General features: G+C 50.4%; 21 protein-coding genes and 1 pseudogene. 2 read left to right on the top strand and 20 right to left on the bottom strand.

Annotated elements, in window-relative coordinates; genetic code table 11:
* Nucleotides 1-99: 99 nt before the first annotated feature.
* From Q9M42_RS12945 to Q9M42_RS12910, 8 genes are all read right to left on the bottom strand, one after another.
* A complete protein-coding gene (locus tag Q9M42_RS12945; protein WP_322526885.1) occupies nucleotides 100-1,293 on the bottom strand; it encodes a PDZ domain-containing protein in 1,194 nt (397 codons plus the stop codon).
* Between the two features lie 63 nt (nucleotides 1,294-1,356).
* Nucleotides 1,357-2,817, bottom strand: coding sequence for a S41 family peptidase (locus Q9M42_RS12940; protein ID WP_322526884.1), 1,461 nt, complete (start codon nucleotides 2,815-2,817; stop codon nucleotides 1,357-1,359).
* On the bottom strand, nucleotides 2,818-3,030 hold the full coding sequence (locus tag Q9M42_RS12935) for a hypothetical protein (protein ID WP_322526883.1): 213 nt from the start codon (nucleotides 3,028-3,030) through the stop codon (nucleotides 2,818-2,820).
* A gap of 222 nt (nucleotides 3,031-3,252) precedes the next feature.
* Nucleotides 3,253-4,131 carry a YitT family protein gene (locus Q9M42_RS12930; RefSeq protein WP_322526882.1) on the bottom strand — a complete coding sequence of 293 codons (879 nt, stop codon included), beginning with the start codon at nucleotides 4,129-4,131 and terminating at the stop codon, nucleotides 3,253-3,255.
* 69 nt (nucleotides 4,132-4,200) lie between these two features.
* A protein-coding gene (gene prfB, locus Q9M42_RS12925) for a peptide chain release factor 2 (protein ID WP_322526881.1) occupies nucleotides 4,201-5,305 on the bottom strand; the annotation gives its coding sequence in 2 pieces (ribosomal slippage) (nucleotides 4,201-5,232 and nucleotides 5,234-5,305; 1,104 coding nt in all).
* Nucleotides 5,306-5,394: 89 nt separating this feature from the next.
* Nucleotides 5,395-7,887: a preprotein translocase subunit SecA gene (gene secA / locus Q9M42_RS12920; protein ID WP_322526880.1), complete on the bottom strand. Its 2,493-nt coding sequence runs from the start codon at nucleotides 7,885-7,887 to the stop codon at nucleotides 5,395-5,397.
* Nucleotides 7,888-8,140: 253 nt separating this feature from the next.
* On the bottom strand, nucleotides 8,141-8,737 hold the full coding sequence (gene hpf, locus Q9M42_RS12915) for a ribosome hibernation-promoting factor, HPF/YfiA family (RefSeq protein ID WP_322526879.1): 597 nt from the start codon (nucleotides 8,735-8,737) through the stop codon (nucleotides 8,141-8,143).
* A gap of 226 nt (nucleotides 8,738-8,963) precedes the next feature.
* Entirely contained in the window at nucleotides 8,964-10,391 is a 1,428-nt protein-coding gene (locus tag Q9M42_RS12910; RefSeq protein WP_322526903.1) for an NAD-dependent succinate-semialdehyde dehydrogenase, read from the bottom strand.
* A 524-nt stretch (nucleotides 10,392-10,915) separates the two neighbouring features.
* Here Q9M42_RS12910 and Q9M42_RS12905 point away from each other — a divergent pair.
* Complete coding sequence (locus Q9M42_RS12905) at nucleotides 10,916-11,938, top strand: DUF6612 family protein (RefSeq protein WP_322526878.1); 1,023 nt, start codon at nucleotides 10,916-10,918, stop codon at nucleotides 11,936-11,938.
* Between the two features lie 32 nt (nucleotides 11,939-11,970).
* On the opposite strand, the gene Q9M42_RS12900 is transcribed toward Q9M42_RS12905, so the two are convergent.
* The 7 genes and pseudogenes from Q9M42_RS12900 to Q9M42_RS12870 all read right to left on the bottom strand — a co-directional run bounded on the left by Q9M42_RS12900 (nucleotide 11,971) and on the right by Q9M42_RS12870 (nucleotide 19,358).
* A complete protein-coding gene (locus Q9M42_RS12900; protein ID WP_322526877.1) occupies nucleotides 11,971-12,354 on the bottom strand; it encodes a hypothetical protein in 384 nt (127 codons plus the stop codon).
* A 96-nt stretch (nucleotides 12,355-12,450) separates the two neighbouring features.
* Nucleotides 12,451-12,807 carry a hypothetical protein gene (locus Q9M42_RS12895; RefSeq protein WP_322526876.1) on the bottom strand — a complete coding sequence of 119 codons (357 nt, stop codon included), beginning with the start codon at nucleotides 12,805-12,807 and terminating at the stop codon, nucleotides 12,451-12,453.
* A pseudogene (fliS, locus tag Q9M42_RS12890) lies at nucleotides 12,807-13,181 on the bottom strand (flagellar export chaperone FliS); the annotation flags it as partial. The pseudogene fliS and the gene Q9M42_RS12895, both read right to left, overlap by 1 nt.
* Nucleotides 13,182-13,354: 173 nt before the next feature.
* The gene (gene fliD / locus Q9M42_RS12885) at nucleotides 13,355-15,373 is read right to left on the bottom strand and encodes a flagellar filament capping protein FliD (RefSeq protein ID WP_322526875.1); all 2,019 of its coding nucleotides are present in this window, start codon (nucleotides 15,371-15,373) and stop codon (nucleotides 13,355-13,357) included.
* Between the two features lie 136 nt (nucleotides 15,374-15,509).
* Entirely contained in the window at nucleotides 15,510-16,409 is a 900-nt protein-coding gene (gene gnd, locus Q9M42_RS12880) for a phosphogluconate dehydrogenase (NAD(+)-dependent, decarboxylating) (protein ID WP_322526874.1), read from the bottom strand.
* Between the two features lie 22 nt (nucleotides 16,410-16,431).
* Nucleotides 16,432-17,784, bottom strand: coding sequence for a GntP family permease (locus tag Q9M42_RS12875; protein WP_322526873.1), 1,353 nt, complete (start codon nucleotides 17,782-17,784; stop codon nucleotides 16,432-16,434).
* Nucleotides 17,781-19,358, bottom strand: coding sequence for a gluconokinase (locus tag Q9M42_RS12870; protein WP_322526872.1), 1,578 nt, complete (start codon nucleotides 19,356-19,358; stop codon nucleotides 17,781-17,783). The genes Q9M42_RS12875 and Q9M42_RS12870 overlap by 4 nt, the downstream gene beginning before the upstream one ends.
* 186 nt (nucleotides 19,359-19,544) lie before the next feature.
* Here Q9M42_RS12870 and Q9M42_RS12865 point away from each other — a divergent pair, with 186 nt between their 5' ends.
* Complete coding sequence (locus Q9M42_RS12865; protein ID WP_322526871.1) at nucleotides 19,545-20,399, top strand: MurR/RpiR family transcriptional regulator; 855 nt, start codon at nucleotides 19,545-19,547, stop codon at nucleotides 20,397-20,399.
* 433 nt (nucleotides 20,400-20,832) lie between these two features.
* On the opposite strand, the gene Q9M42_RS12860 is transcribed toward Q9M42_RS12865, so the two are convergent.
* The 5 genes from Q9M42_RS12860 to Q9M42_RS12840 form a co-directional block, all read right to left on the bottom strand.
* Nucleotides 20,833-21,492 carry an SOS response-associated peptidase gene (locus Q9M42_RS12860; protein ID WP_322526902.1) on the bottom strand — a complete coding sequence of 220 codons (660 nt, stop codon included), beginning with the start codon at nucleotides 21,490-21,492 and terminating at the stop codon, nucleotides 20,833-20,835.
* Between the two features lie 47 nt (nucleotides 21,493-21,539).
* On the bottom strand, nucleotides 21,540-21,818 hold the full coding sequence (locus Q9M42_RS12855) for a hypothetical protein (protein WP_322526870.1): 279 nt from the start codon (nucleotides 21,816-21,818) through the stop codon (nucleotides 21,540-21,542).
* Nucleotides 21,819-21,973: 155 nt separating this feature from the next.
* Nucleotides 21,974-22,822 (bottom strand): GNAT family N-acetyltransferase, encoded by an 849-nt coding sequence (locus tag Q9M42_RS12850; RefSeq protein WP_322526869.1) that lies wholly within the window; start codon nucleotides 22,820-22,822, stop codon nucleotides 21,974-21,976.
* 23 nt (nucleotides 22,823-22,845) lie between these two features.
* Nucleotides 22,846-23,097 carry a hypothetical protein gene (locus Q9M42_RS12845; RefSeq protein ID WP_322526868.1) on the bottom strand — a complete coding sequence of 84 codons (252 nt, stop codon included), beginning with the start codon at nucleotides 23,095-23,097 and terminating at the stop codon, nucleotides 22,846-22,848.
* 33 nt (nucleotides 23,098-23,130) lie between these two features.
* Nucleotides 23,131-24,228 carry a sensor domain-containing diguanylate cyclase gene (locus Q9M42_RS12840; protein WP_322526867.1) on the bottom strand — a complete coding sequence of 366 codons (1,098 nt, stop codon included), beginning with the start codon at nucleotides 24,226-24,228 and terminating at the stop codon, nucleotides 23,131-23,133.
* Between the last annotated feature and the right edge of the window lie 270 nt (nucleotides 24,229-24,498).

Below are 24,498 nucleotides of genomic sequence, written 5' to 3'. Positions count from 1 at the left end.
TCGCTATCATTATTGTACTCCACTCCCCGGTAATTGCAAAGAAAACGACATTTCCCCTGCACCATGCAAAAAAACAGAACCCGGCAGGGGGGTTCTGTTTTACTGGGCTGTATGCATGCTTTCCGGTGCCGCGCGTTCTTTGTTGATCATCAATATCCCAAGCTGATGGTGCTGATTGCTGTAAAGTGCCGCCTGCGCCTGGCGGAGCTCTCCGTTAATATCCTCCACGTCCAGCCGGCAATAGGCGGAATTTTTTTGCACCGCCCGGTACAGGCTCGCTTCATCATATACTTTTTCGCTGTTCACCCGCCGTATAACCTCGCCTGCTTTAATATGCATGCGGTCTGCCGGAGACTCCGGGAGAACAGCGAGTACGGATATTCCGTCTCCGCGGAGCGTATAAAGAAAATTGCTTTTAGCTGAACTGCCGGCAGCAATGGTTACCCATTCCCGCAGCAGAATCAGGACAGCCGTAATTACCGGAATAACCCATCCGCTGTAAAAATAAGCGAGTGCTGCACCGGCGCCGGTAAGGACAGCGATTCGTACAACCCACCAGCCGGCCGAACGCACCTGCAAAGCTGCCAGACGGTCGAAGGTTTTCATCCGTATGCCGATCACTGCCGGCAGCAAAAGAAGGGAAAAAGCGGTCTCGCCCGGAAGCAGCGGCCACCAGCCTCCCGCCTCAACAGCGCTCCCCGGGATAAACAGAAATACCGGGAGCATCCAGAGGCGGTGCGTGATCTGACCTCCAATCGGTTTGCCGCGGCGGCTGACTGTCCGTATCGGAGAAAAGAACTTTGTCCCGTTCCAGACCATCAGTATTCCTTCCGCAAGCGTGAGCACTGCGAGCCAGACCATCAGAGAAAAAGCATCAAAGCCGTTTCCAAGCCAGGCTGCGTCAGAGAAAAACGGTACCGTAACCCCCGCAGCATCAAGCACCAGAGCCGCTAAGAATGACGTTCCCCACACGTGCAGGGCGGTCAGCCAGCGGTGCAGACCTGATACTGCCAGCAGGGCGCTGATCACTATTGCAAGCACGACTGCTCCCAGAGGCAATGAAATGCCCGTAACAATGGTGACGACCGAGACAAAAGCAGCGATTACTATCGCCGGAATAACACTCATCGTCAATTCCATCAGCATTGGATACATTTTTGCCTGAAACATTTTCCGTTCTCTTTTCACCCGAAGATAACCAACCATAAGCATGGCTGCTATCATTATGTAAGTCAGCGGGTTCAGAAAAAACCACGCTAACGCAGGACCAATTTCACCAATTATTCCCTGCATCCACTATTCCCCCTTTTCTTTGGACCGGTCAGAACCCGGCCACCGGTATCATCCAGCTTGCATTTATTGTTCTGTGACTGCATCAAGCGCGCGCTGCAGCTGCTTGTCGTTGTCCCGGTTCTGGACATTTTCAAGCACAAAATCATTCAGCGCATCTGCTGTTTCCGGCGTCAGCGTCCCGGTGGCTTCCAGACCTTCCTGTTCCTCCTGGAAATCCTGTACCGCCGCTTCAGTTTCTTCGCTGTAGTATCCGTCTTCACGTCCCGGATCGAAGCCGGCTCCTTTTAAGAGGGTTTGTGCAGTCGCAATTTTTTCTCCAGTCGTATCCGGCTCCAGGGCTTCATCAATGGATAAAATAGGTGCCTGGAAATAGTCGGGCTGCTCCTGCTCAATGGTAGGCTCCACCCCTTCTTCATTGATCCAGTTTCCATCCGGTGTCAGCCATTTGGAAACAGAGAGCTTCACGTCGCTTCCATCATCAAGTTCCATTACCTGCTGGACCGTTCCTTTACCATAGGTGCTCTGTCCTACCAGCTCAAAGTTTCCGGACTCTTTCATTGCAGCTGCCAGAATTTCAGAAGCAGAAACACTTCCCTGGTCAATCACGCCGACCACCGGATAGTCTTTGTTTTCCTCTAAAGACGAGGTCACTTCTGAAACCGTGCCCTCCCGGTCTTCAATTTCGACTACCGGCTCTCCGCCCGGGATGATCATGTCGCCGATATCCTCTACCGCGTTCAAATATCCGCCCGGATTTCCACGGACATCAATTACCAGTCCGTCAATGTTTTCACTCTCCACCTGCTCGAGCTGGGTTTCGAATTCATTGGCTGTATTTTCAGAAAATGACGATACATTCAGATAACCGATGCTTTCACCATCCTGCTCTATCACTTCGCCTTCTACGGTTTCTATCGGAATTTCATCGCGCTCCACCTCAACATTAAAAGGGTCCCCGCTCCCCCGCTGTACAGTGAGATTCACGTTCGTACCTTTTTCTCCGCGGATTTTCAGGACCGCTTCATTGAGCTCCAGATTTTCTGTGCTTTCTCCGTTAATTTCCAGAATGTCATCATTTGGCTGAAGTCCGGCGGCTTCTGCCGGAGAATCTTCTATTGGAGAAACGATAGTCACTGCGTCCCCGGATTTATTTACCTCAGCTCCAATACCTTCGAAGGACGACTCCAGCGACTGCGTGAATTCCTGTGCTGTGCTTTCGCTCATGTAACTGGAGTGAGGATCCTCGAGTTCTCCGATCATTCCTTCGATAGCCCCCTGCACCAGCTCATCATTATCCACTTCTGTCATGTATTCGGAGTCGATCAGATCGTATACAGAACTGATTTTATTTAAGTCTTCTTCTGACGCGTTTTCCGCTCCGCTGTCCGAACCGGATTCGGACAGTGCGGGTGAGGATGCCCCCGAATCTCCTCCCCAGACAGAAGCACCTATGGCGGCGCCTCCGGTCCCGGCTGCCGCTGCTGTGACCAGAATTGCTGCCATCACTTTGATGTTTTTCTTCATCTATTTCACTCCAGCTTTATTAAAGTCATAACCAAACCACAGACTATACGAAAGAGGAATCAGCTGCACGAGCTGTTCCTCCGAATCGAAAACGGCGAGCCATCCCTGGGTCTGTGAAGCAGGTGAGTTCGATGGTTTCACGAAAGTAACTTTTTCATCGAACTTCCTTCCAGCAAGGGTGGCTCCGCTTTTCTCACTGTCCAGCTCCGCCACCCAGCCGTCCAGTCCATTGGCTGCACCCTGGCTTCACCGTCTCGCGACGCTTCCAGCCAGGTTTTCGCCAGCCGTCTGGGGCCTGCGAAGCGGGTCAGTTCGATGGTGTCACGACAGTGACGTCTTTCATCGAACTTCCTTCCAACAAGGGTGGCTCCGCTTTTCTTTAGTGTAGCATGAACTTCTATGGTTCTGAAACACAATGTTGGCGCTTCCGCTTTTTTACACAGAGTTCCCTTGATTCTCAAATCCCTGGCCAAGCACTTCTGAAGCGTTGCTCACAACTACAAAGGCTTCGGGATCCTGCAGCTGGATCACGCGCTTCAGCCGGGTAACCTCACCACGGTTGACGACGCACATCAGCACCGGGCGTGCATCATTAGTAAAGCCTCCGCGTCCTTCAAGTTTAGTTACTCCGCGGTCCACTTCTTTTAAAATAGATTTGCGCACCGTTTCTTCGTGCTTTGTAATCACAAAAGCCACCTTGGCGTAGCCCAGACCGGTCTGCACGACATCAATAGTTCTTCCGGTAACAAACAACGAAATAAGGGCATACAGTGCAAACTCCAGGCCAAAGATGAACGCCGAGCCCGTAACGATCAGTCCGTCCATAATAAAGACTGAGGAACCGAGCGTACCCCCGGCGTATTTATGAATAATTTGAGCTAAAAGATCCGTGCCTCCAGTTGAAGCGCTGGCGCGAAACACCAATCCTAGACCAAAGCCCACTCCGATTCCGCCAAACAACGCGCCAAGCAGCGGGTCATCGATGCCGATGTCCCAGTTCCTCGTGAAATAAACAATAAACGGTAAAAACAGCGTCCCAATTATTGTTTTTGCTCCGTACTGGAGTCCACCAAGAAGAAGGAGACCGAGAATGAAAAGGAGAACGTTGGTGATCCCTATCGTTACAGCCGGTTCTACGTTCAGTGAAGCCTCCAGCAGGGTCGCAAAACCACTTACCCCTCCGGATGCGATCGAGTTCGGCAGTAAAAAAGCGTTATAGGAAACAGCCACAACAGCCGTTCCGGCAAAAATCTGAAACCCGTTGACCCATTTCAACGCTGTTTTTGACATTGGTTTTCTTCTTCGGTTTACCATTACACTTCCTCCTTTTGGTTTGACGTAAAAAGAGCCTGCGCGAACGCAGGCTGCTGATTTTGCCCTTTGTTATACTTTCATACTTGCACGCAGGTATTCATCGATGAACGGGTCAAGATTGCCGTCCATCACTGACTGCGTGTTTCCCATCTCCACATTCGTCCGGTGGTCTTTTACCATGTTGTACGGATGGAACACATAAGAACGAATCTGGCTTCCCCAGCCAATTTCTTTCTGCTCTCCGCGGATTTCATCCATTTCCTGCTGGCGTTCTTCAATCTGGCGCTGATACAGCTTCGCGCGCAGCATTTTCATCGCCTGATCCCGGTTTTTCAGCTGGGACCGCTCGTTTTGGCAGGTGACGATGATGTTTGTCGGCAGGTGGGTAATCCGAACGGCGGAGTCCGTCGTGTTTACGTGCTGACCGCCGGCACCGCTCGCACGGTACGTATCGACTCTCAAATCCTCTGTCCGCACTTCCACTTCTACGGAGTCTTCCATTTCCGGCATGACTTCGCAGGAAACAAATGAGGTGTGCCGGCGCCCAGAGGAGTCAAACGGGGAGATCCGCACGAGCCGGTGCACGCCCTTTTCTGCTTTCAGGAAGCCGTAGGCATTGTACCCCTTAATCATCATAGTGACGCTTTTCAGTCCGGCTTCGTCCCCGGGAAGGTAATCCAGGGTTTCCACCGTATAGTTTTTCTTTTCTGCCCAGCGTGTATACATGCGGAGCAGCATGGACGCCCAGTCCTGGGATTCGGTACCGCCGGCACCGGGATGCAGCTCCAGAATGGCGTTGTTTTTATCGTACGGCTCGCTTAGGAGCATCTGCAGTTCAAAATCGTTAATGTCTTTTTTCAACTGCTTTGTACCTGATTCGAGCTCTTCTTTTAAATCTTCATCATCTTCTTCTTTTACAAGCTCATAGGAAACTTCGAGATTTTCGTGCTTTTCTTCGAGTTCGCGATAGCCTTCGGTAATATCCTTTAACGCATTATTTTCATCAATAACTTTTTTGGAGGCGTCCTGGTCATCCCAGAAGCCGGGATGAGTCATCTTTTCTTCGAGTTCGCTTATGCGCTCCCGCTTGGCATCGAAGTCAAAGAGACCCCCTAAAGTCCGCTAATCGCTTAGCCATATTTTCAAGTTCGTTTCGAATTTCTGCCATATCCATGTAAGAAATCCCCTTTCTGAATGTAGGTGGCAAGGAAAAAGCCCGAAGCCAAGACTTCGGGGCTGGTCCCTACCGTTTTTCGTTTCTTATTACCGTTTGTTCGGCACCGGCATTTTCCGGTTGCCGTTTGCAGGCGCTGGTTTCTTTTTGTTTTTCGGTTGCTCTTCTTCTGCTTCCTGTTCGTCCTGGCGCACTGCTTTTCCTTTAGCGACTTCCTGGCGCTGCAGGTTCTCTTCGTTCACTTCCGATTTAATTACGTACGTAGCTACTTCTTCTTCAATGGAGGCAATCATGTCTTCAAACATGTTAAAGCCTTCGAATTTGTATTCCCGAAGCGGATCGTTCTGGCCGTAAGCCCGCAGGTGAATACCCTGGCGGAGCTGGTCCATCTGATCGATATGGTTCATCCACTTCCGGTCCACCGACCGAAGGAGCAGCACTTTTTCGAATTCACGCATGGACTCTTCGTCAAATTCCTGCTCTTTTGCTTCGTAGTTGCCTTTTGCTGTTTCCCATACCTTTTCGATAACTTCTTCCTGTTCAAGACCTTTAACATCCTGCTCTGTCAAATCGCCTTCATTCAGCACCGTCGTGTTCAGGTAATGAAGCATGCCCTCCAGGTCCCAGTCCTCCGGCACCTGTTCCACCGGTGTATAGGCTGCAACAATATTTTTCACTGTGGAATCCAGCATACGGAGAACGATATCACGCAAATTGTCCGATTCGAGCACTTCCATCCGCTGGGCGTAAATGATATCACGCTGCTCACGCATCACATCGTCGTACTGCAGGATCTGCTTCCGGGAGTCATAGTTGGCACCTTCCACCCGCTTTTGTGACTGCTCCACTGCGCGGGTAACCAGCTTGCTTTCGATCGGCTGGTCTTCACTCATCCCGAGGCGCTCCATCATGCTGCTCATATTATCAGAGCCGAACCGGCGCATCAGCTCGTCTTCCATCGATAGGTAAAACTGAGAAGCGCCCGGATCCCCCTGACGTCCGGCACGGCCGCGGAGTTGATTGTCGATACGGCGGCTTTCATGCCGTTCGGTACCGATCACAAATAGTCCGCCGAGATCCGGAACATCGTCTCCAAGCTTGATGTCGGTCCCGCGGCCGGCCATGTTGGTCGCAATAGTGACAGCCCCGCGCTGACCGGCATTTTCAATGATTTTCGCTTCGTTTTCGTGGTTTTTTGCGTTCAGGATGTTGTGAGGAACGTTTTTCTTTTTCAAGTACCGGGAGATCAGCTCGGACGTATCAACGTTAACCGTGCCGACAAGCACAGGCTGTCCGGTTTCATACAATTCAGCAATCTTTTCGGCAGCCGCACGGAATTTCGCTTCACGGGTCTTAAAGATCAAATCTGATTTGTCTTCACGCACCACTGGCTTGTTCGTCGGAATCGAAATAACGTCTGTGCCGTAAATGTTGCGGAATTCTTCTTCTTCCGTTTTCGCTGTACCGGTCATACCGCCAAGCTTCTGGTACATCCGGAAGTAGTTCTGGAACGTAATCGAAGCGAGTGTCATGCTTTCCTTCTGCACCCGCATGCCTTCCTTCGCTTCAATGGCCTGATGGAGGCCTTCACTGTACCGGCGCCCCGCCATCAAACGTCCGGTAAACTGGTCCACGATGACCACTTTGCCGTCCTGCACCACATAGTCCTCATCGCGGTGCATCGTCACATGGGCTTTTAATCCCTGGTTGATGTGGTGCAGCAGCTGCACGTGCTGCTGATCGTACAAATTCTCTATTTGAAACGCTTTTTCCGCCCGGGTAACACCTTCATCAGTCAAAAGCACCGTTTTGGTTTTTTCATCGATCGTGTAGTCCCGCTCTTCCTTCAGCCGGCTCACAAATACGTTAGCCGCTGCGTAAAGCTTGGTCGACTGCTCCACCGAGCCGGAAATGATCAGCGGCGTTCTCGCTTCATCGATCAAAATTGAGTCGACCTCGTCAACGAGGGCAAAATGCAGCGGCCGCTGCACCATTTGTTCTTTGTACAGAACCATATTATCCCGCAGGTAGTCAAAGCCAAACTCATTATTGGTCCCGTACGTAATGTCAGCCAGATAAGCTTCCCGCTTCGCTTCTTTGCTCATATCTTTTAAATTCAGACCGACGGTCAATCCGAGAAACTGGTAGAGCTCTCCTAACGTTTCGCTGTCACGCTTGGCCAAGTAGTCATTGACGGTAACAACGTGCACGCCTTTGCCGGTAATGGCGTTTAAATAGACCGGCATGGTTGCGACCAGGGTTTTCCCTTCCCCGGTTTTCATTTCTGCAATGTCGCCGTCGTTTAATACAATGGCGCCCATCAGCTGTACGCGGAAGGGGGTCATTCCGAGTACACGTGTCGACGCTTCCGCGACAACTGCATAGGCTTCCGGAAGCAGTTGTTCAAGCTTTTCACCCTGCTGATAGCGTTCTTTAAACTCTTCTGTCTTCCGGGCAAGATCCTCATCACTCAAAACCTGGATGTCTTCGTAAAAAGCCTCTATTTTTTCTGCTTTTTTCTCCAGTTTTTTTACATATTTTTGGTTTGTGTCTCCAATGACTTTCTTCAATAAACCTCTCATGGTTTAATCATCGTCCTCTCTTTCGTACCATCTAGCCGAAATACGATTGACGCGCATAGTTGTTTTAATTGTTAGTAAGGGCTCGAATCCTAATTTATCTGTCGTGTTACATATATAAATGAATCGTTGTATTTCTAAGCATCACCGTATATTTTAACAGTATTCCGCTATTGTTACAACGAGTACCCGTGCTCCCGGTGAAACTAAAACAAGCCCTGCGCATTACCCACGCAGGGCTTGTTGATTCATATAATTATTCTTCCGGCTCAATCAGGCCGTAGCGACCGTCGCGACGCCTGTATACAACTGAGGTGTCACCGCTGACAGAGTTGGCAAAGACGAAAAAGTTGTGGCCGAGCATGTCCATCTGAAGGATTGCTTCTTCCGTATCCATCGGCTTTAAATTAAACCGTTTGGTCCGGACGATTTCAAGGCCGTCGTCCTCCTCTGTCACTTCATCCGTTAACGGAGCTTCTTTTACCCCGCCGTTGGCAATTTCCTCATTTAATTCTTCAATATTTGTTTTAAATACTTCCGATGTTTTGCCGTTCTGGCGGAACTTGCGATTTACTTTTGTTTTATATTTCCGAATCTGCCGTTCGAGCTTGTCCGTCGCAAGGTCGATCGCCGCATACATATCCGTATGCGTTTCTTCTGCGCGGAGCAGCAGCTGCGGCATAGGGATGGTCACTTCTAAAATTTTCTCACTGTTTTGAACTTCCATATTCACATGGACGTCCGCCACAGGGGTTGTATCAAAGTAACGTTCAAGCTTGCTCACTTTCTTTTCTACGTAACCTCGAAGAGCTGGAGTCACCTCTAAGTTTTCCCCGCGAATGTTAAAGTTCATCAAGTGAACCCCTCCTTATCGTTATGTGTCTACTTTCTATATTCCTTTTGCAGAATCCTTTTCAAACAACAAAATTTTTTTAAAAAGTGAAAAGAATGTGGCGTAACAAAAGGGTCTCAGGACTTATGGAACAGATAAAACCCTTTTAATTGTAAGCGCTGGCTTAACCAGAAATTTCATAATAAAAAAGCTGCGCCGGAGCGTTCCGGCGCAGTCTGCATTTCCATTATAATCCCATCGAAATATACTTGGTTTCAAGAAACGGCATGATGCCCTGACGTCCGCCTTCGCGTCCGATACCGCTCTGCTTCCATCCGCCAAACGGTGCCTGGGCCGCCGATGGGCCGCCGTCGTTCCAGCCGACAATACCATATTCGAGTCCTTCGGCAATTTTCATACCCCGGGACATGTTTTCGGTAAAGAAGTACGAAGCAAGACCGAACGGCGTCGTGTTCGCGAGCTTGACGCCTTCGTCATCACTGGTGATTTTCTGTACCGGTGCCACCGGTCCGAACGTTTCTTCGTGCATGATGATCATGTCATGGTTGACGTCGCGGAGCACGGTCGGTTCAAAGTAGTAGCCGCCGTCCTTTTCATAACCGTTGCCGCCGGTTACCACTTTCGCGCCTTTATCGACGGCATCCTGCACGTGGCGTTCAACTTTGTCGTAGGCGTCTTTATCAATCAGCGGGCCGACCTTCACGTTTTCGTCCATACCGTCTCCGACCTTCAAGTCCTTGCATGCTTCCGCAAATTTTTCGACAAACTCTTCGTATACTTTTTCATCGGCATACACCCGGTTGACGCAGATGCACGTCTGTCCGGACGCACGGAACTTTGAGGCCACGACGCCGTTAACCGCTTTTTCGATGTCCGCATCGTCAAGGACGAGTGCAGGCGCATGGCCGCCGAGTTCAAGCGACAGCTTTTTAATATCCTGGGCACCCTGCTCCATCAAATTGCTTCCGACTTCGGTGGAGCCGGTAAAGGTAACCTTCCGGACTTTTTCGTTCGACATCAGTTCATTGCCAATCGCCGACGAGCTCTGGCCGGTAACCAGGTTAATAACGCCTTTTGGTACGCCCGCTTCTTCACATATTTCCACGAAACGAACGGCGGACAGCGGCGTATTCTTCGCCGGCTTCAGCACGATCGTACAGCCTGCGGCAAGAGCCGGTCCTACTTTACGGGTGATCATTGCCTGCGGAAAATTCCAAGGGGTAATCGCACCCACAACGCCGACGGGCTGGTGAATCACCATCAGCCGCTTGTTTTCCGAACCGGATGGAATGGTCTCGCCGTATACCCGTTTCGCTTCGTCTGCGTACCATTCAATAAAGGAGGCCGCATAAGCTACTTCGCCTTTTGCCTCCGCAAGTGGTTTACCCATTTCCTTTGTCAGCAGTTCGCCAAGTTCATCCTGGCGCTCCATCATGAGGGTGTGAATCTTGCGGAGAATGTCTGCCCGTTCGTACGCCGTCGTTTTCGACCAGGAATCAAACGCCTCATGGGCGGCATTAATCGCTTCCTTCGTTTCCGCTTCGCCTGCGTTAGCCGTCTCCCCCACTACTTCTCCATTTGCTGGATTCACAACATCAATGGTTCCTTCGTCTGCCTGTTTCCATTCACCGTTAATATATATTTTTCCAAACATACCATTATTACTCCCTTTCATGCGGAATGTGCATCGTTCGTTCTATACCCGCAATTTTCAATTATTATTCTGCTCATTTATAAATCAGACGCTTCCTATTTTAGGATAGAACACGGGCCGGAACCCCTATTTCAAAATAAAGCCTAAAAGCGCGTCTCCCCTTGTATTCCGGTGCTCCGGGACATATGATAGTACCAGGCAGCAGCACTTCGGCTGCTTACTCTTCTACATATTTCCCCTTATACCTCTGACAGCAGCAACCTCCCACACTGTTCTGTCCGTCCGGGCGCCGCTCCCCTTGTCTAAGCGGCCGTCCCGGACACCAGAAGCCCGGCATTCGCCGGGTTTCTTTCTTATGGTCTCCTGCTACTGAGGGTGTTTTCCTCCACGCAGTCCATATCCGCTTCCCCTCTTTGGAAAGCGGTGGAAGACAACCATGAACGAGGTCTTATTCTTTTTTGTGTAAAAGTGTGGTATTCTTAAGAAATATGTAAAATGAATTTTAGATGGAGGTCGGAGGTTCCATGAGGAAGTCTTTTGGCGTACTTCTCGTTTCTTTAAGTCTCGTCCTTCCGATAGGATGTTCATCCATTGACAATGAACCAGATCCAACGGAAAACCAAGCTTCAGATGAGGAACCGGCTTCTGATGAGGTTCTTTCTGAAAGCATTGAATATATGCAGGAATTAGATCGTTATTCTATTGATATAAACATGGACCAGACCATCGGACCGGCCCGGGAAGACCCGGTCACCAATGAACTCAACTCCCACGTGGAAGTTGGTACCGATCCGTTCGCCTACCATGAGTCTTCCACGCTGCAGACGACCGAACAGGAGCCGAAGGAAATCGAGCGCTATCTGACGGCCGAAGGCTTTTTCACTTATGATTCTACAGATGAAGAATGGATTAAGTATCCGGATGAATTCACCGGTGATTTGAGTGCTTCAAGCCAGTCCATTGGCGAACCATCGGCTGTGCTGGAGCTGATCGAAGCTTACGCTACAGATTTTCAAATAGATGAACAGGAGTCGGAATATGTGATCGAGGCGCGCGGCCGTTCCGATCAAATGCGTGAACTCGTTAAAAGCACGGTCAGCTTCACTAATGAAGATTTTGACAACTTAATTGACGACATGCTGTTTGCCGGAAATCTGGAGAACACCGTCTACACTATTACTATCGATAAGGATTCGATGCAGACAAAAAGTATTCAGTCAGATTTCCGAATTGCCATGAGCAATAATCAAAACCAGCATACCTCTTCATCTACGCAGTCCCTAACGTTTGACTATGCGGAGGTAAACAATGATCAGACGATCAGCGCGCCTTCCAACGTCATCGCTACGGCGGAAGAGCTGAATTTTGAAGACCTGCAGGAGTGGGAGGAAGGTGAACGGTTCAGCCAGATTGAAGGCCAGAGTATTTCCGAGCTCATGTATCCTGACCGCCAGCCGGCGAATTGGATTATCGAGCACGGCTCTCTGCCGACGCTTGAACAGAGGCTGGGGCTGCCGCCTCTTTCCGAACAGGGCAGCGACGAATAAATAAACAGGCAGGGAGCCGGCTCCCTGCCTGTTTATTTGCGCACGAGTGCTGTCACCCGCAGCTTCCAGCGTTCCAGCACCGGCATATACACTGAAGCGACGTATCGCATCTTCTCGGCGCTGCTCATCGTTTCTGCATCTATCAGACCCCGCACTTCCTCCGTTGCCTGCTCGAAGGCTTCAAGATCCTGCTTCCATTCTTCCTCCTGTCCAAACAAATACGCCATCGTCACTGTCTGCGAGGAAAACAGCGAGGATTCCCTGGTCGTGCTGTCGAGCAGCCGATCACCGTTTTCTTCAAACCCTTCCCGGTAAAAGCCTGTTACCTGCACCATACTTTCCTGCACCATCTGGAGCCAGTCACTGTACTGCTCCAGAAATGTCGCTTCTGCCCGGCGGAGATGTTCGTTCATCATTACCTGCCCCTTTTTTTATCCTTTAAACCGTTTATAACATAATCGAAGCACGCATACATAAAAAACCTTCAGATCGAGGCCTGAAGGTTTTACGTATTAGTTTTTGCTGTCGAAAAAATAGGCTGAAGCCGTGACGCCGGTTTGCTCATATTTTCCCATATGGCGGCGTTTTTGACGGCTTCCCTGCAGTTCCGTGCGGATCACCTGTTTCCAGCCGGCAAGCCGGTCGTCAATATAACGATTCATTTTGACCGTCTCTTCCCCGAGCTGGCGCTCAGCCTCTGACCATCCATTTACTGGAGGCAGGTTTTTCAGCTGTCTGTCCCGTGCCTCCAGAAAAAGATCCACGCTCTCAATGTACTCATCCCTTGGCTGTTCATTCTCCGGCATAGGCTGCGCCACTTTCTCGTACAGTTCCCGGGTGGTGACATACAGTTCACGGATTACACTCATTACACCCGGCCGCCTTCACGGAAACGGCTCTCCCGGTCTTTTTGCATCGCCTGCTTCCAAGTGTCGCGGAACTCTTCAACAAGTCCGTACACTTCCCGCAGAGCGTCTGTGTCATTACTGACATTCGCTTCAATCAGGCGGCGGTACATGTAGTCATACATCTGCATCATGCTGCTGCCAAGCTCGCTGTCTGTTTTCAGCGTAATCATCAGCTCTCCGATGATGTTTTGGGCCCGAATCATCAGCTTGTTTTTTTCTTCAACCTTTCCCTCATTCATCGCCTTCTCCGCTTTTTGGAGAAATTTCAGGCAGCCGTTGTATAAAAGGAGCGTCAGCTCTCCCGGCGAGGCGGTCTGCATTGCCTGCTGCTGGTAGGGATTCGCTTTGACCGGCGCCGGTTTCGGAGCAGGTGCTGTCTGTTTTGGGCTGAATGTTCTCTGCGGTTTGTCTTTACCCGAGGCAGTCGTCTGCTTCATTGCCTGCTGGTACATTGCCTGTGCCTGGTTAAAACTCATATATTCTCTTCCTCCTCAAGAAGGTGCTATTGTCACTGGCCACCGTTCATAAACTGGGTTAAATAGTTGGACTGCGAATTCGCCTGGCTCATCGCCTGCTCCATCGCTGTAAACTGGCGGTAATACCGGTTTTCCACTGATACCATCCGGTCCTCAAACTGGGCGATACGGTCGTCGATGTTCTCCAAATTGCGACCGAGTGTAAACTGGTGTGGAAGCAGCTTGCCTTTGTAGCCCCCGGCCCGTTCGGCAAGCGCGGAAACCCCGTTGTCGAGCGTTTCTCTCATCCGGCGGGCAAGCCCCTGGGTCTCGGTTGTTGATCCACTCGCGGCAAACAGCTGGTAAACGCCTTCGCTGTCGTCTTCAATCGCCTGACGCAGCTGATCTTCATCAATTTCAAGTTTGCCGTTATCCGTGTAGCTCGAGCTTGTCGTAATGCCGATCGAATAGAGCGTATTGTAGGCTGAATCGGTGCCGTCTACCTCTTCGTATAGAAGGGAGCGCATATTGTTCATGACGTTCGATATCGAACTGTCACTCCGGAGCAGGCCGCTGCGGGCTTTTTCCTCCCACATTTCAATTTCCTTTTCGCTCATTTCTTCCTTTTGTTCATCGCTGAGCGGTTTAAAGTCCCGGTTCACCTTTTCGTTCAGCTTCCCGTTTACATCTTCCACGATCTTATTGTACTCTTCGACAAATCCCTGGATGGTCTCCATCACACCGTCGGTATTTGTGTCCGATCCGAGCGTTACCGCGCCCTCTGCTTCAGTGAACGTTTCTTTAAGGGTGATGCTCATGCCGTTCACGTCAAACGTATTTTTCGCCCGTTCGGTTTCAAGACCGTTCATCGTAAACACAGCATTCTGTTCGCCCTGGTTGGATTCCCCTTCCACATTGTTCAGCCCCAGGGTGTTATTGAAAAAGTCACCCGAAAAAAGCATCTCGTCCCCGTCTTTGTTAAAATCGCCGGTCTCCGACCGGGTGAGCGCCGCTTTTCCTGAATGCTCATCATAAAATGCACTCACTCCCGCTCCGGACGAGCTGATCGCGCTCATGATATTATTCATCGACTGCGCGCTTGTGAACGTAAATTTGTTTTTCTGTTCGTTTCCGTTTTTATCAAAGGTCGTAATGGTATTCGTAGAATACTGTTGGGTGAATGTCGCTTCAATCGTTCCGGTCGCCGCTTCGCCGAGCGTAACTCTTCCTGTTTTCGTATCCACGTAGGCTTCGCCTGCCGCGAGCTCCTGATCGGGGTCTGTCACAATCGTCAACGCCCCGCCACCGTTTACGCTGATATTCAGGTTGCCCGGATTAATCGCTCCTTTGCCGAGTGAAAAAGAAGAGGTTGGTGCAGCTGCCTCAACGGTTTTAGTTTCATTTTCTGCGGCATACTGTACATTGATGCTTTTACCGCTCGTTACGGCCGAATCAAATTCCAGATCAATCTGGTCACCGTTAACGGTGGCGCGTACCTGGCCGGACTCAAGCGGGTCTGTACCGGTTACGACTTCATACTGCTTGCCGCTTACCTTTACGATCATGTCATCGGTACTTTCTTTAAGATTGCTGCCTTCCACACTGTAGGAGGTGCCGCCGTCGCCATTAACCGTTTTGCTTTGAATCACGCCTTCGCTCCATTTCGGTTCTTTCCCGTCTGCAAACGTCTGGCTGCCGACCGCTTCCGTGGCGGAAAAATCAGTGCCAGTCGCCCGTTCGGAGCTGCTCTGCGACGCTGATTTGGCCAGCTGTTTGACCTCGCTGATCGAATAGGTGGCATTGCCGGCGTCTGCGGAAGCCGTGGCGCTCACCCGGCTGTCATTGGTGGACGTCGCCGAGCGGTCTGTCATCGATGACTTTTTCATAATCGAATCAAAAATCGTGTTCCGGAAATCAAAAAACTGTTTGTTTACGTCCTGATACATTTCCGTCTGCCACTCGAGCGTCTGCTTCTGCTGGTTCAGCTTGTTGATTGGCTGGCGTTCCGCCCGCATTAAATCCTTTACTGTCTGGTCAATATCCATTCCTGAAGCAAACCCGGATACTCGCATGAATGATAGGCTCCCTTCTGCCGTTTTCTTCGTTACTGTTACTATCGGAAATACTTTAAGGCAGTTGAAGCATTTGCCGTAGTTTTTCTAAAATATGAAAAAAGACCCGGATACCATCCGGGCCTCTGGGAAATTGCTATTCACTTTTTTCTACGGCATGGCCGCCGAACCCTTTACGGAGGGCAGCAACCACTTTTCCATTAAAGGTGTCGTTCTCCTGCGAACGGTAGCGCATCATAAGCGAGAGCGCAATGACCGGAGTTGTTGCCTCGTACTCGAGCGCGGACTCCACGCTCCACTTACCTTCGCCGGAGGAATGCATCACGCCGCGGATCTCGTCGAGTCTCGCATCACCGCGGAAGGCTTCCTCCATCAGCTCCATTAGCCAGCCGCGGATGACCGAGCCGTTGTTCCAGACGCGGGCAACCTGCTCGTAATCATAGTCAAACGGTCCTTTTTCAAGCAGTTCAAACCCTTCTCCCATCGCGGCCATCATGCCGTACTCGATACCGTTATGCACCATTTTCAAATAGTGGGCGCTGCCGCCTTCCCCGGTGTAGTGATAGCCGTTTTCCACCGACAGGTCTTCCATCAGCGGCTCGAGTACCGGGAAAATGTCCTTGCGTCCGCCGATCATCAGGCAGGCGCCGTTTCTGGCACCGGAAATCCCCCCGCTTGTACCGACGTCGAAAAAGTGAACGCCTCTTGCTTCAAGTGCTTCATAATGAGCCAGCGTCCGCTTGTAATGGGAGTTGCCAGCATCGATCAAAATGTCACCTTCGTCAAGGTACGATGCCGTTTCGGTAAGCACCTGATCGGTCGCATCCCCGGCCGGCACCATCACCCAGATGATGCGCGGCTTCGGAAGCTGATCCACCAGCTCCTGCAGGGAAGCGGCTGTGCTGCCGCCGTCACCCTTAAAGCTTTCGCGAAATTCTTCGGACAGGTCATAGGCAACAACGTCGTGATTTTTATCAAGCATCTGCAGGCCGATATTATACCCCATTTTTCCTAACCCAATAATTCCTGCTTTCATGTTCTCCACTCCTCTTTTCTATTTATACGAAGATACTTAAAATCAGGGCCACACCAAAACCGACAAAACCGATAATTGTTTCCATCACGGTCCATGTCTGCAGCGTTTGTTTTTCGTTCAGGCCGAAGTACCTGCTGACCAGCCAGAACCCGGAGTCGTTCACGTGGGAAAAGGCTGTGGCACCGGAAGCAATTGTAATAACAATCAGACCGAGCATTGGCTCACTTACATCGTATGTCTCAAGCAGCGGCGCTACAAGGCCGGCAGCTGTTACCATGGCCACGGTCGCAGAGCCCTGGGCGATACGGACAAGAATCGCTGTAATGAAGGCGAAGAGAAGGATCGGCATGTTCGCATTTTCCATTGCGTTTGCGAGTACATCGCCGACGCCGGACTGGATCAGCATTTCACCGAACACACCACCGGCACCGGTAACGAGAATAATAATCCCAGCAGGTTCGAGTGCTTTCGTTGTAATTTGCTGCACTTCTTCCTTCGAATAGCCACGGCGGGTACCGAATACATAAAAGGTTAAAAGCGCCGACACAGTAAGAGCGAAGAAAGGATCCCCAATAAAGGAAAGGATTTCATATGCTGTGCTATCTTCTGCGAGGAAAACCCCGGATCCTGTGTTAAGCAGAATTAACACGAGCGGAAGCAGAATAATGGCGAGAACGCTGCGAAAGCTTGGCAGCTCGCGGTCATACTCAACGTTTCTCATCTGCTCCATCATGTATTCCGGAACACCAACGTCGATTTTTTTCGCCATGTATTTTCCGAACATCGGGCCGGCAATTGCTACTGCAGGAAGGCCGGCAAGCGTACCAAACAGAATGACCCAGCCGAGGTCAGCGCCGATGATCGAAGCAACCGAAATCGGCCCCGGCGTCGGCGGAATAAAGCTGTGTGTAACGGCAAGACCAGCTACTAGCGGGATACCGTAGTACACGAGTGATTTTTTCGTTTTACGGACCAGACTGTACACAATTGGCACTAATATTACAAGTGCTACGTCCAGAAAGACGGGAATTGAAACGATAAAACCTGTAAGTGCAAGTGCCCAGCTGACGTTTTTTTCTCCAAATTTATCAACGAGTGTCAGGGCGAGGCGCTCTGCACCCCCGGACACACGAAGCATTTCCCCAAACATGGCCCCAAGGCCGATAACGACGGCGATAAACCCGAGGATGCCGCCCATCCCTTCTTCGATGGTTGTTATAATTTCACTTGGCGGCATGCCCACAGCCAGGCCGACGAGAAAGCTGACAACAAGCAAAGCGATGAAAGCTTGCAGCTTGGTCCTCATAACTAAAAATAACAGTGCAACAATTGCTAAAGCAGCTACAATAATGAGCCACGGTGCTGAAGTCGTCATAGTATCTCTCCTTTTTCAGTTGATAGTGTGCGATTGCCTTCTGCGTGTGCACGCTGCACGTCGGCAATCGCGGAAAATTCAGATTGAAGATTGCGTGCAAGCCGAAGGAAAATCGGCTTCAGATCCCGATACGCTGTCACGTTTTCCATAATTGGGGACTGCCGTGTTTCGATCGGAATCAGTTCGTGAATCGTATCCAGACTGTCCTTTTGCCCGGTGGCTGTCATGGCGAGCCACGCTGCGCCGAAGCAGGCGCTCTGGTGGCTGTCCGGAACGACAATGTCGCTTTCGAATATGTCGGCCATCATCTGCTTCCACAGCTCTGAACGGGCAAAGCCGCCATTGGCACGGAATTCTTTAATGTTAATGCCGGCTTCAATCAACGCCACAACTACGGCATACATCTGCATCATGACGCCTTCCATAACGCTCCGGACCATCTGTTCACGACCGTGGTGCAGCGTCAGGCCGAAAAATACGCCCTTCGTGTCGCTGTTCCAGAACGGAGCGCGTTCGCCCGTCATATACGGCAGAAACAGCAGACCGTCGGAACCCGGCATCACGCTTTCTGCCATCTCCGTCATCACGTCGTAAGAATCTTTACCGTTTTTCCGGCACTCTTCCTTCAGATCCGGCATGATTTTGTCACGCATCCAGCGAAGCGCTATCCCGCCGTTGTTGATCGGACCACCGATCACCCACAGGTCATCGGTCAGCGCGTAGCAGAATATTCGTCCCTTCGGATCCGTGTACGGCCGGTCGATGACGGTTCGTATCGCTCCACTTGTACCGATCGAGCAGGCAACCACACCTTCTTCAAGCGCCCCGGATCCGACATTTGCAAGTACTCCGTCGCTTGCCCCAATGACAACTGTTGTCGTTTCCTGTAGATGCAGCCGCTTACAAACATCTTTGTTCAAGTCACTGCGCTTGTAAGTCGTGCTCACTGGTCTGGACAAATGATTTTCCGTAATACCGGCAAGGGTCAGCGCTCTGTCGTCCCACTGCTTTTTATGAATATTGAATAGGCCTGAAGCGGAGGCGATGGAGTAATCAACGATGTATTCCCCGAACCATTTATGAAAAAGAAATTCCTTCACCGAAATCCATTTCGCTGCCTTTGCGGCAATTTCTTCCCGGTGCTTCTGGAACCACATTACTTTAGTCAGCGGCGCCATTGGATGGATCGGCGTGCCGGTCCGTTCAAAAATATCCTGCCCGTTTTCGGCTTTTACTTTTTCGGTTTCGTGCACCGACCGCTGATCCGCCCAGGTGAGTGCCTGTGTGAGCGGCTCGCCGTTTTCATCTACAGCGAGTATGCTGTGCATAGCTGCACTAAAGCCGATCGTGCCAATATGTTTTCCTTCTTTCGCAACGTCTTCGACGACGTTTCTCAGCGTCTGTTCGACGGCGCGAAGAATTTCGTAAGGGTCCTGCTCCTTCCAGGCCGGGTCCGGAGAATAAATTGGATATTCAAGCTCCCGTTCCGCCCAGATATTTCCGTCTGTATCGTATGCCAGCGTTTTTGTGCTCGTTGTGCCTATGTCCACGCCGGCTGTAAGTGATTCAGCCATACCATTTACTCCCTCGCTTTCGCTAACGCTTTCAATTGATGAAAATATTTTTCTCAATTCGTTATTATACGTGAAATAAAATTCTATGCAAGCGTTTTAAGAAATTTTTTTTCGTACATTTTAATAGCTAAGTGAAATTTATTCCTTTATGATGAAGGTAAGACTTTTTTCTCCGGAGGGGTGCTCATGGCTACCGAAACGACTCACGTCCGTCAGCGGATCCAGTCGCTGTACAACAGTTTTAGTGATAAAGAAAAGCAAATCGCCGACTATATGCTGCAAAATCCCGAAACCATCGTCCATTCCACCATCAATCAGGTAGCCGATCAGCTTTCGCTGGCAGATGCCACCGTGTTCCGTTTCTGCAAGCGTCTCGGCTTTAAAGGCTACCAGGCGATGAAAATCGCGCTCGCTTCTGACATTATCGAACCGATCGAAGACATTCATGAAACGATCCAGGAAAGCGACACCGAAGCAGAAATTATGTCCAAGGTATTTCAAAGTAATAAAAATGCGCTCACCTACACCCAGGAGGTGCTTGATGAAAATACCGTCCGCCAGGCGGTCCAGTACCTGCTTGAAGCATCAGAGCTCCATTTTTATGGAAGCGGCGGCTCCGGCGTCACTGCGCAGGACGGCCAGCACAAGTTTATGCGCACCGGACTTCCGAGCCATGCCTATACCGATGCCCACTGGCAGGTAATGGCCGCCTCCCAGCTGAAGCCAGACGACGTGGCAATTGTAATTTCACACTCGGGGGCTAATGAAGACGTCCTCGAAGCGATGGATGTGGCCAAAGAACAGGGCGCACGCATTATCGCGATTACAAGCTATGCCAAAACGCCGATCAGCCAGAAAGCCGACCTGACACTGCAGACCATTTCCCGCGAAACCGAATACCGCTCCGAAGCGCTCGCCTCCAGACTTGCCGAGCTCTCGCTCCTCGACGGCCTGTATGTAAATTACTGCATCAAAAAGAAAGACCAGGCACAGGAAGCCGTGGCCAAAATGCGCAAAGCCGTCGCAAGAAAAAAGGTGTAGGAAAAGCGGAGAGCGTTCGGTCACCACCCGGGACGGCTCGCCGTTTTCAGTCGGCTTGAGACGTTGAATTTGAAGTTCGACTAAGTTCGTTACCTCCTGTAACAACGTCGAACTGACTTTCTTCGTGAAAGCCCCTGAAAATGCGAATGGACCCGGGCGGTAACGCTCGGAGTTGGACAGCAAGAAAAGCAGAGCCACCCTGCACAGCCGCTCCAGACGGCTGGCGTAATCCTGGCTGGAAGCGTCGAAAGACGGTGAAGTCAGAATGCAGCCAATGGACTGGGCGGCTGGGTGGCGAAGCTGGACAGCAGAAAAAGCGGAGGTCCGCCCTTGCTGTAAGGAAGTTCGATGAAAGTCGACACCAACGGACGCAGACTTCAACCAAAAAGAGCCCGGCTTCTCCTTTTTCACAGGAAAAGCCGGGCTCTTTGTTTTACCCTGAGCGTTCAATTAATGCAGCATGATTATGTTTTGGACTGTTTACTTCAGTGCTTACAGGATACATGGTCATCCGAGAAGCGTCGAATGGCTGCAGCATTGATTTCAACACTTGTTTGTCCGTTTCATTAGGATCAAGCCAGGTTTTTCGTGCTGCTTCATCCAGAATTACCGGCATCCGGTGGTGAATACTCTTCATTAAATCGTTTGCTTCGGTTGTAATGATCGTGCATGAGGTGATCGTTTCATCTTCGCCTTCCCACCTGTCCCACAGGCCGGCGAACGCAAATGGTTCTTCGTTATCAACCGTTATCCGGTATGGCTGCTTTGTCCCGCCTTCCCGGTCCCATTCATAGAATCCATCTGCAATAACCAGGCAGCGCCGGCGTTCAAGCAGGCGGCGGAACGCTGGCTTGGTATCAACACTTTCCGCCCGGGCGTTAATCATTTTATGCCCGATTTTCTTATCATCTGCCCAGGACGGAATCAGCCCCCACTGCAGCCAGCCGGCTTTCGTCTGTTCAGTGGAGGAGGCCACCGCCAGCACTTTCTGTGAGGGCGCTACGTTGTAGCTTTCCTCCCCTTCCGGAAATGCTGCGCCGAAGGCTTCTTCCAGCGCCTCTCTGGAATGAACCAGCGTGTATCTTCCACACATCACAGGGCACCTCCTTTTACAGCTTATGTACCCCCAAAACGAGCTTTCTACTTAAAAAAATTACTATTTCGTAAATCCCATCCGGCCACTACAAAGCATACGACGGCATAGAGGCTTAAAAACCCTCCCAGGATGCCGTACGAGGCTCCCTCAAATCCCCGAATGTGCATATAGCCGTAATAAAAAAGCGAAATGGCCGCGGCCATAAGTGCAATGCCCGGCAGCAGCTTTACCCAGAGTGCCCATCCCTTCAGCACAAACAGCAGCGTAAAAAGGAGAGCTATAGCTCCTGGAAGTATAGATGTTGTGAACGGTCCACTGATCATGATATCTCTCCCACGGTTCCCACCATTAATAAAAGCCGGATGAAAGTTCATGCCCCCCGAACTTCTCTCCTAATAAAGTAACATAATCTGCCACCAGATATCCTGTTTCAGGTAGCGACCTTCATAAAAATTTAATTTTAAGGAAGGCCTGCTCTTTACCCGAAGACCTGTGAAGCAATAGCGTACAGGGTCCCGTTCCTGGAGCCTAAATTCCCGGGATGCCGCACCATTCTATGCGGTTCGCTCTGTTTTTCAAAGCCGTATTCTCCAAGCATTTTCGTGATAAAGCTGCTTTCTGCGGTAAGATCAATCCGGACCTTTACCGGATGTGCTTCAATCAATTGTTCAACTAACGCAGCTGCATCTCTTTCATCCGGAGCTGTGACCGGGCCAATCAGCAGCTGCCCTTCATGCCAGATCGACAGACCAAAGCCAACCGGCTGATTGTTTCCGTTTTTTAATACAAGAGACTGATATGCCTGGACAAACCGGTGGCGTAAAAAAACCTCCCGGTCTTCTCCAAACGCTTCATGGTCCAGCTGCTGTATGCTGTTCCAGTCGGATGATTCGTACATTCTTATATTGTTCGGCAGAGCAGTGCTGTTTTTACTTAACGCTTGGCCAGGGGCGGTATATTTGTACACCATGCCTGCTTCTTCAAACCCAAACTCGCGGTATAACGGTTTCCCTTCTTCAGTGGCAAACAGCATCACACTGGCTTTCTGCGGCACCAAATCCAAACACACCTTCACTGCTCCCCGGGCCAGCCCCTGTCGCCGGTAAGCCTCCCGGACAATAACGAGGCCGAGAGCCGCCATTTCCCCGTATAGAATTACAGCCGAGCTTGAGACCACCGTGCCTTCCGGAGTTTTATGACCGTATACCACTCCCGAAGCGAGCACCGCCTTCATTTCCGCTTCATCGTAGTCCCAGCCCACCTCCCGGGACAGTTCTGCAAGTGCCGGGATATCGTTTTCCGTTAATCGGTGTATCGTAAGCTTCATCTGACGTTGCTCCTTCCCGGCGTTTATAGTTTGTGCCGCATGCTTTCCTCTATCCACGACTGTTCTGCTTTCCATTTGCGGTAAATATACATATCCTCTGCTGCGAGCACCGTATAAACCACTACGTAAAACAAATACGTCCCTGCCGTGAAATCAGCCGACAGCCAATGAATTATTGTCACTAAAAGAAGCAGGGCGCTGCCGAAGAAATCCTTCTTTAAGCGCCCTGCATATAACGATTTTTTGTTCGCAGCCTTTTGCTGCATACTATCCATTTCTGTCACCTCTTTATGCTGCACAGGTGTCTGTTACAGTTTCACCATATTTTTTCCATTGCTTTTCGCATCATACAGAGCCTGGTCCGCTTTGTGCATCATGTCCTCCCGGTGGCGGTGAATAGCCGGAACCACAACGTTCACGCCAATGCTGACCGTTACCTTCGGACTCACTCTCGATGTTTCGTGGCGAATATTCAAATTGTCTACTTCCTCGCTGATCGCGTGGGCGATGGCCCTCGCTTCTTTGTTGTTTGTTTTCGGCAGCAGAAGGGCAAACTCTTCTCCACCAAAACGGGAGGCCATGCCGCCGGAACGCATGCACACCCCGTGGATGGCCCCGGCAATCTGCTTGAGGCATTCATCACCTTCGAGGTGGCCGTACGTATCATTAAAGTTTTTAAATTCGTCCAGATCGATCATCATCACCGCAAGCGGAGACTGGCGTTCCATACCTTCACTCCAGTACCGGTCAAAGGCGTCGTTAAACGCCCTTCGGTTGGACAAACCCGTTAAGCCGTCCACGTTTGCGAGACGTTCAAGCTTGCGGACGTTCGCATTCTGCTTGGAACGATCCCGGATAATCCCGATCATGCCAATAATACGTTTATACATAAAAACGGGACTTGCCATCACTTCCAGCTCCATAAGCGAGCCGTCCTGTCTTCGCAGATTTACTTCAAAGTGTTGGGAGTTCCCTTTCATGACCCGGTCCATATATTTTTCGACTAACGCATGATCCGTAAAGTTTAACTCATTCATCGAAAGGCCAATTACTGTATCGCGTTCCTTGTTCAGCATTTCAAGCAGTTTTTCGTTTACTTCTATGACACTCCCCTGGTCATTCAAAAGAAACACCGGGGAAAGCGGCTGATCAAACAAAGCATGATAATAGTTCCGTTGCACCCGCTGCTCCACGCTGCGCCGGAATAGGATCCAAAGCACAAGCCCGAGGATAACTACGCCCGTAAGCAGTCTTGTAATCAGTCCCTCTCTTTCAAGCGGCGCGCCCAAAAAAAGCACATCATAAAAATTTACCAGCATAAATACCGGGACCAAAACAAGCATCGACAGAGTGACCCGCTTCGCCACTTCCTGGGTTTTAATCTGCGCTATTTCCTTGTGCTTCATTTTATCCCCCGTTCTGCTCGTGAACGCTGTCTATTTTTGCGAGACATTTATGTATATACAAAGTATATTCATAGTATTGACTCATTTTATCACATGCCTTAAGTTTTAGGTATATATAATCAATAAAGAATATGAATTTCTCTTATTCGCAATTATCTTTTATGATACGTAGTTTATCATGAATTGCTTGAATCATATGCACTTTCAGTAATAAACAGTTACTAATACCCTTCATAACCAATTTCCTCCACGCATAAACCTGTTCATTGT

This window comes from Marinococcus luteus, assembly GCF_034497705.1.
Lineage (GTDB): Bacteria > Bacillota > Bacilli > Bacillales > Marinococcaceae > Marinococcus > Marinococcus luteus_A.
Note: the sequence above shows the minus strand (reverse complement) of the source record. Positions and strands in the feature narration are given on the sequence as shown.